Below are 11,475 nucleotides of genomic sequence, written 5' to 3'. Positions count from 1 at the left end.
TCCGGGGTGGTCGAGGTCGCGAGATTCGAGGTCCGGCCTGGTAGCGAGGACGAGTTCGCGGATGCCTACCGGCTTGTCCGCCATGAGCTGGTGACNACGCCGGGATGCCGGTCGGTCCGGATGACCCGGGGCATCGAGTCGCCGTCCCGGTTCGTGCTGTTGGTCGACTGGGACAGCCTCGAGGCGCACACCGAGACCTTCCGCGGCTCGGAGCGCTTCACCCGGTGGCGGGCGGCGCTGTCCCCGTTCTTCGCCGCGGATCCGTCGGTCGAGCACGTCGTGGCGATCGCGGACCGCCCGGGGCCGGCCACGCCGGGCCCGTCGGCATAGCGTCTTCGCGGCCGCCCGCCACCCGATGGCCACCTTCGCCGAGTACCTCGTCTTCGCGCCGCTGACCGCCGTCTTCTTCGGCTTCCTGGTGTGGCTTTTCGTCGCCGTCCTGCTTCGTATGGTGGTCGAGCGCAGAACGCTGCGGCCGATCGTCTTCTTCGTGACCGGCTACGTCTTCATCGGCGTGCTCAGCGTCTACCAGTTGGCCCGGCACGAGGACCGGGACGCCGCGCCCTTCCTCGGCACCGCCGCCTCGCTGGTGCTCGTCGTACTGCTCCGCAGGTGGTGGCGGAGCCGGCGCGGGGGGAGGACAGTTGCGCGCTTCAACCGCCGGACGGGTCCCCAGCCGGGTTCGCGGCTCCATCCCGGATACCCGGGACACGGCGGCCAGCCGGGCTATCCGGTCCAGCCGGGCTATCCGGCGCAGCCGGGCTACCCGGTCCAGCCGGGCTACCCGGTCCAGCAGCCGCAGTCGCCGCAACCGCGGTCCGTGGGGCAGCCCGGGCAGCCCGGGCCGGACCACCGTGGCCAGCCCTTCATCCCGCCCGGTGTCCAGCCCGGCGGACCGGGCTGGACACCGGGTCTGCCCGGCGCAACCCCGACGCCGCCCGGTGCCGGCCGCCGTGCCGGCTACCCGTTCGCCGCACCACCCCCGGACGGACCCCCTGGCGTGCCCGGGTTCATCCCGCCCACCGCAGGCGAGAGCGGCCGCGGCTGGCCCGAGCGGCCGGCGGACCCGCCGGTCGGAAACCCCCCGCCGAGCCGCGCACCGGACGGAGACGGGCCCATCCGGGATGACGTGCCCACCCGGGAATCGGCTGGCCCCGCCGCCGGGAACCCCGCCGCCGGGAACCCGGTAGCCGGTGGCGGCCCAGCCGGGGAACATCCCGCCCCGGACGCGGTGGCCCGGGCCAGCGAGGAGCAACCGGACATCGACCCGACCTGGCTGGAGTTCCTCGCCACCGATCCGTCGAACCCCGCCGCTCCGCCGAATCCCGCCGCTCCGCCGAATCCCGCCGCTCCGCCGAATCCCGCCGACCCCGCGGAACCGGATGATCCGACCGCGGGTCCCGCCGGCGGCTGGACCCCTGAACGGTAAGGGCCGGCTCCCGCCGACCCGGCCGCGGCGCCGACCCGCCGGACGTGCCGGCGCCGGCGAGCCGGTAGCCTGAACGGTGGCGACCTCCGGATCGGGGCGCGCCTCGCGTGCCATCGGCCGGCTCGCCGAACCTCGGCGTCGGCGGCCGTCGTGCGGACCGTCGGCCCGGTGCCCACCCACCCGGAGCCAGGCCCGGCGTCTCCAAGCGCACCGCCCAGTGTTCCGTGCCCCGCAAGCCCAGCCCAGAGGTCAAGATGCCCGCTCTGCGTTCCCGCACCACCACCCACGGCCGCAACATGGCCGGCGCCCGCGCCCTGTGGCGGGCCACCGGCATGACCGACGACGACTTCGGCAAGCCGATCGTCGCGATCGCCAACAGCTTCACCCAGTTCGTCCCGGGCCACGTGCACCTGCGTGACCTCGGGACGATCGTCGCGGACGCGGTGGCCGGGTCGGGCGGTGTGGCCAAGGAGTTCAACACGATCGCCGTGGACGACGGGATAGCGATGGGCCACGGCGGCATGCTGTATTCGCTGCCGTCCCGGGAGATCATCGCGGACAGCGTCGAGTACATGGTCAACGCGCACTGCGCCGACGCGCTCGTCTGCATCTCCAACTGCGACAAGATCACCCCGGGCATGTTGATCGCCGCGCTGCGGCTGAACATCCCCACCGTCTTCGTCTCGGGCGGGGCGATGGAGTCCGGGCAGGCGGTGATCAACGGCGGGGTGGCCCACTCCAGGCTGGACCTGATCGACGCGATGACCGCCGCGGTGAACCCCGCCGTCAGCGACGAGCAGCTCGACACGATCGAGCGCTCCGCCTGCCCGACCTGCGGCTCCTGCTCCGGAATGTTCACCGCCAACTCGATGAACTGCCTCACGGAGGCGCTCGGCCTGGCGCTGCCGGGCAACGGGTCGGCGCTCGCGACGTCCGCCGCGCGCCGCGGCCTGTTCGTCGAGGCCGGCCGGGTCGTCGTCGACCTGGCCCGCCGGTACTACGAGAAGGACGACGAGGCCGTCCTGCCGCGTTCGATCGCGACCGCGGCGGCGTTCCGCAACGCCTTCGCGGTGGACGTCGCCATGGGCGGTTCCACGAACACTGTGCTGCACCTGCTCGCCGCGGCCGTCGAGGCCGGTGTGGACGTGACCCTCGACGACATCGACCAGATCTCCCGGTCGGTGGCCTGCCTGTGCAAGGTGGCGCCGAGCTCCACCAGCTACTACATGGAGGACGTCCACCGGGCCGGCGGGATCCCGGCGATCCTCGGTGAGCTCGACCGGGGCGGGCTGCTCGACCGTGGCGTGCACAGCGTGCACTCGGCGAGCCTGCGCGAGTTCCTCGACCGCTGGGACGTGCGCGGCGCGGACCCGTCCCCGGACGCGATCGAGCTGTTCCACGCGGCCCCGGGCGGGGTGCGCACGATCGAGCCGTTCAGCTCGACGAACCGCTGGGACCGCCTGGACACCGACGCGGAGAACGGCTGCATCCGCTCGGTCGAGCACGCCTACTCCGCCGATGGTGGTCTCGCTGTGCTCCGCGGGAATCTGGCGCCGGACGGCGCGGTGGTGAAGACCGCCGGAGTCGACGAGAGCCAGTGGACCTTCCGTGGCCCCGCCGTGGTCGTCGAGAGCCAGGAGGCCGCCGTCGACGCGATCCTGAACAAGGTCGTCAAGGCCGGGGATGTGATCATCGTCCGGTACGAGGGCCCGCGCGGCGGTCCCGGCATGCAGGAGATGCTCTATCCGACGGCGTTCCTCAAGGGCCGGGGCCTCGGGCCGAAGTGCGCCCTGATCACCGATGGCCGGTTCTCCGGCGGCCGCTCGGGCCTGTCGATCGGCCATGTCTCCCCCGAGGCGGCGCACGGCGGCCCGATCGCGCTGGTCCGCGACGGCGACATGATCGAGATCGACATCCCGACCCGGCGGCTTGAGCTGCTGGTGCCGGAGGACGAGCTCGCCGCGCGCCNGGCGGAGATCGAGGCCGGCGGCGGCTACCGCCCGGCGAACCGGGAGCGTGTCGTGTCCGCAGCGCTGCGCGCATACGCGGCGATGGCGACCTCGGCGTCGACCGGCGCGGCCCGTGACGTCCGACTCATCACAGGTTGATCACAGGACGTCTGTATATCGATCACGGGATGTATGTCATGGTGAGGGCAAATCGTCCGAAACAACCTCGGGTGACCATCTGATCACTGTTTGACCCGGATGTGATGTGGTGGTTGTTGTCGNGGTCGGGCGCGCGACCTCAGGAGACCCCGCCGCACCATGGCTCGTCACCGGAGCACCACCCAGCAGCCGCCATCGCGTCCCCGCGCGGCCCTGCCGATGCGCTCGCAACGGTCGGCGGGGCGCCAGGAGGTGCTGTCACGCCGCCAGCGTGGTCGGGAGCGCTCGGCGCGGCCGCTGGCCGCGGCGGCTGCCGTCCTGATGGCCGCGGGGGTCGCGCTTGGCTTTCTGGTCGGCGTCGACGGGGCCGGGCGCCCCCGCTCCGGGGATGGCCCGGCCCGCCTGGGCGCGGCGCCGATCGACCTCGGCCCGCCGAACGAACCCGGGAGCACGTCCTCGCCCGGCGCCGTGGACGGCACCGGCGACGGCGACCGCGCGGACGGCACCCGCACCGGCGGCTCGCCGAGCCGCCGCGGCAGCGGTTCCGCGGAACCGGGTTCGGCCTCGCCGCCGGCCGGGGACACCTCCTCCGGGACGTCGGCCGACCAGGCGTCGCCCAGCCAGGCGTCGCCCAGCCAGGGAACACGCACCGGCCGGGGGGCGGGGGCCGCGCAGGGGTCGAGCGCCGGCCGGAGCGGCGTGTCGCCGGGGGCGGCCGGGGGACTCGCCGGGGGTTCCCTCCCGACACCGGTCCGCACGCCATCCGCCGGCCCGACGACCCAGGGCACAGCCACCCAGGGCACAGCGACCACCCAGAGCGGAACAAGAACCCAGGCCGGAACGGGGACCCAGAGCGGAACGGGAGGCGACGAGGTGTCTCTGCTGTGGTCCGACGAGTTCGACGGGGCAGCCGGGGCCGCGCCCNACCCGCGCGTCTGGAGCGCCCAGACCGGCTACGGCNGNGGCGACCGCGAGATGCAGTGCTACACCACCGATCCGCGGAACCTGTCGACCGACGGACGCGGCAACCTCGTGATCTCCGCCCTGCGTGAGCCGTCCTGCGGGGGCGCGAGCTACTCGTCCGGGCGGATCGAGACGCTCGGGAAGCGCACCATGCGCTACGGCTATCTGGAAGTGCGGGCCGTGCTGCCGACGGGCAAGGGCGCCTTCCCGGCGGTGTGGATGCTCGGCGCCGACATGCCGACGGTCGGCTGGCCGGCGAGTGGCGAGCTGGACGTGGTCGAGGCCGTGTCCACCGCGCCCACCACCGTGCACACGAATGTCCACGGTGTGGATGCGGCGGGCGCCCACTGGCAGGCGACCTGGGGCCACGGCGGGATGTACGACGCCCAGGTTGACCTCGCCGCCGGATTCCACACCTACGGCCTGGAGTGGACATCCGCCATGCTGCGGTTCTACTTCGACGGCAGGCTGATCCGGACCGTCACCCGCGATCAGGTGCCCGTCTGGCTGTGGGACAGGGAGAACTACGTGATCCNGAACGTCGCGGTCAACCGGCTGGGCGAGCAGGCCACCGCGGCGGACTACCCACAGCGGATGATCGTCGACTATCTGCGGGTCTTCTCCGCGCGACCGTGACGCCCGTGCCGGGGCCGGGGCCGGGGCAGGCGCCGGGGCCGCGGCGGGGGTCAGGCCGGTACGGCCAGCGTCAGTGAGAAGTCGCCGTCCGGGTCCGTCCACTGGCGGCTCGCGGCGAGGCCGGCCGCCGCGAGTTCGGCCCGGAGGCCGTCGAGGGTGAACTTGGCGCTGATCTCGGTGCGCATCTGCTCGTCCTCGTCGAAGCGGGCGACGAGGTCGAGGGCGGGCACGCGGACCTCCTGCGGGCGGACGCTGCGCAGCCTCATCTCGATCCAGGAGTTGTCGGCGTCCCAGGCCGCCACGTGCGCGAAGCCGCGGAGGTCGAAATCGGCCCCCAGCTCGCGGTTGATCACGGAGAGCACGTTGCGGTTGAACGCGGCCGTCACGCCGGCACTGTCGTCGTAGGCCGCGACCAGGCGCCCCGTGTCCTTGACCAGGTCGGCGCCGAGCAGTAGGGCGTCACCGTCCTGGAACTGGTCACGCAGTGTGCGCAGGAACGCGGCGCGGGCGTCGGGCCGCAGGTTGCCGATCGTCCCACCGAGGAACGCCACGAGCCGGCGCTGATCGCCGCCGGTGGCCCCGGGGAGCAGGCTCAGGTGGCGCTCGAAGTCGCCGACCACGGCGTGGACGGTGATGCCGGGATAGGTGCGCAGGATCTCCTCGCCCGCCCGCAGGAGGGTCTCCTCGTCCACGTCGAAGGGAACGAACTGGAGCAATGTCCCGCCGGCGCGCAAGGCGTCCAGCAGCAGGTGGGTCTTCTCCGACGTGCCGGAGCCGAGCTCGATCAGGGTCGTCGCCGGGCAGGCGGCGGCGATCTCGGCGGCGTGTGCGGTGAGCACCGCGTGCTCGCGCCGGGTCGGGTAGTACTCGGGCAGTCGGGTGATGCGGTCGAAGAGCAGGCCGCCGGTGGCGTCGTAGAACCACTTGGGCGGCAGCTCACGCGGTCGTGCGGTGAGTCCGGCGCGCACGTCGGCGGCGAGCGAGGCGTGCCGCTCGGCCGCGGTGAGGTGGCGGTCGACGGTGAGCATTCTCCCCGTTCCGGCCGGCGAGGGCGGCTCGCCGGGCGGATCGTCGTGCGGCAGGCCGCTGTGGGCACCGCTGCTGTCTGGTGTGCCGGCGAAGGTGGACCCGAGTGTCTCCCGGGCGGTGGCCGGTGTCCTGGATGTCATCGTGGGGTCCTCCGTCTACCTCGTGCGACTCACCGTAGCCGTTCTAAGAGATCAAACTACTAAGAGTGACTTTGCGTGTGTCGGCCACCAGGAGATGTTGGTCGGGTACGTCGACCCAGCCCGACTCGTCATCATCAGGCTCACTTGTGACGAGGACGCCGGCCGGGGTCTCGCGGTAACTGAGGGTGTCCCGCCAGGTCGTCGCCACGATCTGGGTGCCGTCCGTGACGAGCAGGTTGAGCCGGGCGGGTGTGCCGTCCGGCTCGGTGAGCCCGCCCAGGGTGCGGACGACGTCCGCCACGGCGGTCGGCAGTGGCAGCCGGGACGCCCGCTCCCAGAGCAGCGCGGCGACGGCGGCGGAGTCGCAGCGCGACTCCGGTTCCGGGGCGCCGGGGCGGGCCCGCAGCTCATCCCGCGCCGCCGCGGCGTGCACCCGGCCGTTGTGGCTCATCAGCAGGGTGTCGTGGGTGAACGGCGCGGTCGCGGTCTCCTCCACCGGCATGCCGACGGTCGCGCTGCGCACCGCGGCCAGGACGCACCCCGAGCTCACCGCCCCGGCGAACGAGGCATAGGACGCGTCCGTCCACATCGGTACCGCCCGCCGGTAGCGCGCCGGCTGCGGGCGCAGGCCCGGGGCGTACCAGCCGACTCCGAAACCGTCGGCGTTGACGGTCCCGTACCGCATGCGCCGCGGTGCCCACGACTGGCGCAGCAGGCCGAAGGGCGGGTCGAGGGTGAGCGCCGCCAGCGTGCGCGGGGCCCCGAGCCAGGCCAGGTGACGGCACACGGGCGTGGGCCCCTTTCTGTACTCCGCTTTCTGTACTCCGCCGGGGCGGGCCGCGGGAACTGTTCGCGGGCCGGTCAGGGCGTGCCGGCGTCGCGGGCGAGCCGGAACCCGGCGAAGATCTGCCGGCGGATCGGGTAGTCCCAGTTGCGGAAGGTCGATCGGACGGCGCAGGGGTGGGTCGCCCACGACCCTCCGCGCAGCACCCGGAAGCGGGCCTCGGCGCCGTCTCGAGGATAGAAGACCTCGCTGTACTCCCGGTACGGGAAGGAGGCGAAACCGGGATAAGGAGTGAATTCGCTCGCGGTCCACTCCCACACGTCCCCGATCATCTGTTCGGCTCCGCAGGGGCTCGCGCCGGCCGGCCGGCTGCCGACCGCGGCCGGCCTGGCCTGCTCGTGCCCAAGGTTCGCAAGGTCCGGCGTCGGGTCGGTGTCGCCCCATGGGTACCGGCGTGAACGCCCGGTGACGGGATCATGCGCGCAGGCCTTCTCCCACTCGGCCTCGGTCGGCAGCCGCCGCCCGGCCCAGCGGGCGTGCGCCTCGGCCTCGTACCAGCAGACGTGCTGCACCGGCTCGTCCGGCNGGACGGGTTCGACCTGCCCGAACCGCCGCCGGGTCCAGGTGTTCCCGTCCCGGGACCAGAACAGCGGGGCGGTGAGGTTCTCCCGCTGGCGCCACTCCCAGCCCGCGGCCGACCAGAGCCGCTCGTCGTCATAGCCACCGTCGGCGATGAACTCCATGTGCGCCCGGTTGGTGACCGGGTACCGGCCGATGTGGAAGGCGGGCAGCGTGACCGTGTGCGCGGGCCGCTCGTTGTCGTAGGCCCACGGCTCGGTGGACGTCCCCATCGTGAACTCGCCGGCCGGGACGAGAACCTCCGCGGTGTCGTCCCGCACCCCGCCACCGGCCCGCGGGGCAGCCGTCTCCGCCAGGACGGGTGGTCCCTCGCGCAGCTGCAACGTCGCCAGCATCGTCTCGTCGTGCTGGTGCTCGTGCTGGATGACCATGCCGTACACGAAGGAACCGGACAGCAGCCTGGTCCGGTGTGGGGCCGTCGCGGCCGCGGCCGCGGCCAGGAGGCCGGGGTCCGTGGCCGTGAGGACATCCAGCGCCCGGCCGCGGACGTCCCGCAGATAGCCGCGGGCCTCCACCGGGCCGAGCAGGGGCAGCGCCGTCCGACTGGCCCGGTTGTGCCGGAACGCGTCGTAGATGTGATCAAGCCCGGGCCGCAGCTCCGTGGCGTCGCTCAGCGCCCGCAGCAGCCAGATCTCCTCGTAGTTGCCGATGTGGGCCAGGTCCCAGACCAGCGGCGACATCAGCGGTGAATGCTGGCGGAGCAGGTCGTCGTCGGTGAGGTCGGTGTAGGCGAGGGTGCGCCCGCGAGCGGCGTCGAGCTCCTCGGCCAGCGAGGCGGCGTCATGGCCGCGCCGCCCGCCGCCGGGCTGGTTCCGCCGGGGCTGGGTCGACTCGCCGGTCAGGGCACCGGAAGGCACTGGGAAACCTCCTCGCGCAGCAGTTCCGCCGCCCCACGGGCCTCGAAGCGCGCGCTCAGGTCATCCGACGGTGACCGGCGGCGCCGCGTGTAGCGGACCGCGAAGTCCTCGACGGCGGCCCGCAGCTCCGTGTCGCCCGCCCGGGCGAGTGCGTCCACGGTGAGGTCGGCGCAGCGCACCGCCGCGCGGAACAGCTCCGGGTCGCTCAGACCGAGCCTGGCCGCGTCCTGCCCCCGGCCGGCCACCGGCAGACAGGCGGTGAGCGCCGCACGGGCGGCGTGCGGATCGTCCAGCAGCATCGTCGGGACGGCGACCGCGACCGGCCAGAGCGCGGACGGCTGCGCGTCCAGATAACGCAGCTCCAGCCAGCCGCGCGGCCGGACGGGCGGGAACAGCGTGGTCGCGTGCCACACCNGGTCCTGGCGGGTGGGTGGCCGGCCGGCCGGGCTGGCGGCGCCGGTCAGCCAGTCGCCGAACGTCATCGGGCCGCGGACCGCCTGGTAGCGGCCGTCGTCGCCGGCGACCATCATCAACTTCGCGTCGCACAGATAGCGGGCCCAGAGCACCGCGAGGTCGTCCGCACCCCTCGGCGCGGTCGGCTCCGCCGCGGTCGCCGGATCCGGCAGGACGGAGGCGGTCCGGCTCGGGTCGATGCCGCCCCACACCGCCTGCCGGCCGGACTGCCAGCCGACCTGCCGCCCGGCCGCCACCGGAGAGGCGGCGAACATCGCGATGAGCACCGGCTCCAGGGCATGGGCGAGCCGGAACCGGGCGACGACGTCGTCACCGTCGGTCCCCGCGTCCAGGTTCACCTGGACGGACGCGGTCGAGCACATCATCGTCAGGCCGGCCTCGCCGCCGGAGGCCAGGAAGTGCTCCTCCATCGCGAGGTACCGCGACGCCGAGGAGTGGCGCCGCGACGGGCGCAGCGGGTCGACACCGAGACCGGCGATGCCCAGACCGCGCCGCGCGAGCGCGCTGCGCACCAGCGCGAGGTCGCCGCGCATCGCGGCGACGGCCCCGGCCAGGGGAAGAGGGGGACCGGACAGCTCCAGCTGCCCGCCAGGCTCGAAGGTGAGCCGGCTCCCGCCGGGCAGCCGCGGCAGGCGGCGGGCCGAGGGGGCGCCGGGAGCCGACCCGCCGGCCACCGTGCTGCTTCCGAGTGCGCCGGCGAGGGCTTCGGCGGTCTCCCCGGGCGGGACGGAGCGCTGCGGGTACGCGACGTCGACGACGAACCACTCGAGCTCGATCCCGACCCGCCGGGCGGTTCCACCGGCTTGATCGGCACCGCTGTCCCGCAGGTCGAGCGCGGCGAGCCGGACGACGTCGTCGAATGACCGCAGGATCTCGTCCGGTGCGGCTTCGGGGTGGCTGCTGGCGTCGGTGATGCTGGCGGTGTCGGAGGAAGCGGTGGAAGGTGTGGTCTTTATGTGATCTGCCTCGTCGGTCGTCTCGGCCTGGGCGGGCGGTCCGCCGCGGGCGGTCCGCCCTGCTCGCCCGTCGCCAGAAGCCTCAGGTGTCACGCGCAGTGGCATCGAGCGGCTCCTCTCCCTGCGCCCTGGTCACAAGGCGCCTGTCGTGAGGGCGTTCTCCCCACAGCGGCGGCCTGGCTACCCCTCGACGGGCCGCTGTGAGCTCGCCTCCACCTGGATCAAGTCGTGGAGACGGCTGTCGCTTCCCGAACGGCGGGAGGCGGGGCTGACGTGTTCTTCCGGTTATTCCACGCTTCCAGGCTGTCGTGGTCGTGAATTCGGTGGAAGTGTGATCCTGATGATGGAGATTGCTGGTAGCGGCCGGTGAGGTGATCGCGGCAGACTCGCGGGTACCCCCTGCGGTCCGCCGAAGCGCGGCGGCGGTACCGGGCTGACGGGAGGTGGTGACCGCGGACACTCGTGATCGCGTGTTGGCTGGAAGATCGGCGATGGCCGAGTACCAGCGTCGAAGGCAGTTGTACGCGGCGGAACGCGGTGACAGATCGCGACGTGTGGCCGTGGCGGCGGCAGCCGGTGCGGTTGCCGCGGGAGCGCTCGCCGGATTCCTCTGCCAACTGGTGGGGCTGGCGGCCGGGCGGGTGGCGCAGGTCGTGGTCCTCGCGGCGCTCGCGGTCCTCGGGACCGTCGCCTACCGGCACTACCGCATACCGCCCGAGATCGAGGCCTGGCGGCTGGACGCCGAGGCCGAGCGCCGCACCGCCCGCTGTCTGGACCGGCTCAGCCGGGCCGGGTACGTGGTGCTGCACGACCGGCAGCTCGCCGATTCGGCGGGGAACATCGACCATCTGGTGATCGGTCCATCCGGCGCCTGGGTGATCGAGACGGACACGCACCGCGGTCCGATCCGGCAGAACGGGGCCGGCGTGTGGGCGGGCAAGGTACCCCTGCGCGCGATGCTCGGGCTGGTCGCGTGGACGGGCGAGGAGGCCACCAGCCAGCTCGTCGCCGAGCTGCCCGCCGGCTGGCAGCTCGAGGCCCAGCCGGTCATCGCCTTCGCGCGGGCGGAGGTGCCGAACGGGCTGGCCCTGGTCGACGGCGTCCTGCTGATGCCCGTCTCCGGGATTGCGGACTACATCCTGGCGGCGGGTGTGGTCCTGCGCCCGATCGACGTGGCGCTGCTGGCCGACGTCGCCGAACGGGTCCTGCCGGGCTATGAGGTGGCCGGGCCGCCGGCACTGTGGCCGGCCCGCTCACGGCTGCGGGGCATGCTCCGCCGGTAGCGCCTGACCGCGTGGGCCGGCGGTCCGGTGCGTCGGCGTCCGGTGTGTCGGTGGCCCGGTGTGTCAGTGGGGTGTGGTGGTGCTGCCGGGCGGCGGCTGGCCGTAGCCGTGGTAGGTCGGTGGCACGTCCACGACCTGCGGGTCGGTGACCTGGATGTGGTGGAGGCCCTCCCGCGC

The 11,475-nt window shown here is 73.4% G+C and carries 8 protein-coding genes and 5 pseudogenes; 7 read left to right on the top strand and 6 right to left on the bottom strand.

Translation table 11 applies throughout. The features are described 5' to 3' along the window. The 6 genes and pseudogenes from UG55_RS39165 to UG55_RS18870 form a co-directional block, all read left to right on the top strand. A pseudogene (locus UG55_RS39165) lies at positions 1 to 95 on the top strand (antibiotic biosynthesis monooxygenase); the annotation flags it as partial. Position 96: 1 nt separating this feature from the next. After that, positions 97 to 330, top strand: a 234-nt coding sequence (locus UG55_RS18885; RefSeq protein WP_242424762.1) for a putative quinol monooxygenase, incomplete at its 5' end; no start/stop codon positions are given. Between the two features lie 25 nt (positions 331 to 355). Further along, a complete protein-coding gene (locus UG55_RS29575; protein ID WP_066070913.1) occupies positions 356 to 1,429 on the top strand; it encodes a hypothetical protein in 1,074 nt (357 codons plus the stop codon). Between the two features lie 254 nt (positions 1,430 to 1,683). After that, positions 1,684 to 3,397, top strand: a pseudogene (gene ilvD / locus UG55_RS18875) (dihydroxy-acid dehydratase); the annotation flags it as partial. A gap of 1 nt (position 3,398) precedes the next feature. Then, on the top strand, positions 3,399 to 3,537 hold a 139-nt coding region (locus UG55_RS39160), incomplete at its 5' end, for a hypothetical protein (RefSeq protein ID WP_242424764.1). A gap of 975 nt (positions 3,538 to 4,512) precedes the next feature. Then, positions 4,513 to 5,035: pseudogene (locus UG55_RS18870) on the top strand (glycoside hydrolase family 16 protein); the annotation flags it as partial. A 151-nt stretch (positions 5,036 to 5,186) separates the two neighbouring features. Here UG55_RS18870 and egtD read toward each other — a convergent pair. The 6 genes and pseudogenes from egtD to UG55_RS18850 form a co-directional block, all read right to left on the bottom strand. After that, a complete protein-coding gene (gene egtD / locus UG55_RS18865; RefSeq protein ID WP_066070905.1) occupies positions 5,187 to 6,305 on the bottom strand; it encodes an L-histidine N(alpha)-methyltransferase in 1,119 nt (372 codons plus the stop codon). Positions 6,306 to 6,348: 43 nt separating this feature from the next. Beyond that, positions 6,349 to 7,092 (bottom strand): ergothioneine biosynthesis protein EgtC, encoded by a 744-nt coding sequence (gene egtC / locus UG55_RS18860; RefSeq protein ID WP_066070902.1) that lies wholly within the window; start codon positions 7,090 to 7,092, stop codon positions 6,349 to 6,351. A gap of 74 nt (positions 7,093 to 7,166) precedes the next feature. Continuing rightward, a pseudogene (locus UG55_RS39155) lies at positions 7,167 to 7,674 on the bottom strand (SUMF1/EgtB/PvdO family nonheme iron enzyme); the annotation flags it as partial. Position 7,675: 1 nt separating this feature from the next. Then, the coding region (locus UG55_RS39150) for an SUMF1/EgtB/PvdO family nonheme iron enzyme (RefSeq protein WP_396230954.1) at positions 7,676 to 8,585 on the bottom strand (910 nt) is incomplete at its 3' end. Then, positions 8,567 to 8,999, bottom strand: a pseudogene (locus tag UG55_RS39145) (glutamate-cysteine ligase family protein); the annotation flags it as partial. The pseudogene UG55_RS39145 and the gene UG55_RS39150, both read right to left, overlap by 19 nt. Before the next feature lies 1 nt (position 9,000). Further along, a partial coding sequence (locus tag UG55_RS18850; RefSeq protein WP_242424761.1) for a glutamate-cysteine ligase family protein occupies positions 9,001 to 10,120 on the bottom strand: 1,120 nt, incomplete at its 3' end. Between the two features lie 386 nt (positions 10,121 to 10,506). Between UG55_RS18850 and UG55_RS18845 the strand changes: the two genes are divergently transcribed. Next, on the top strand, positions 10,507 to 11,298 hold the full coding sequence (locus UG55_RS18845; protein ID WP_066070899.1) for a nuclease-related domain-containing protein: 792 nt from the start codon (positions 10,507 to 10,509) through the stop codon (positions 11,296 to 11,298). The last annotated feature ends 177 nt before the right edge of the window (positions 11,299 to 11,475 follow it).

This window comes from Frankia sp. EI5c (assembly GCF_001636565.1).
Lineage (GTDB): Bacteria > Actinomycetota > Actinomycetes > Frankiales > Frankiaceae > Parafrankia.
The sequence above is the reverse complement of the archived record's forward strand: the minus strand, read 5'-3'. Positions and strand labels throughout refer to the sequence as shown.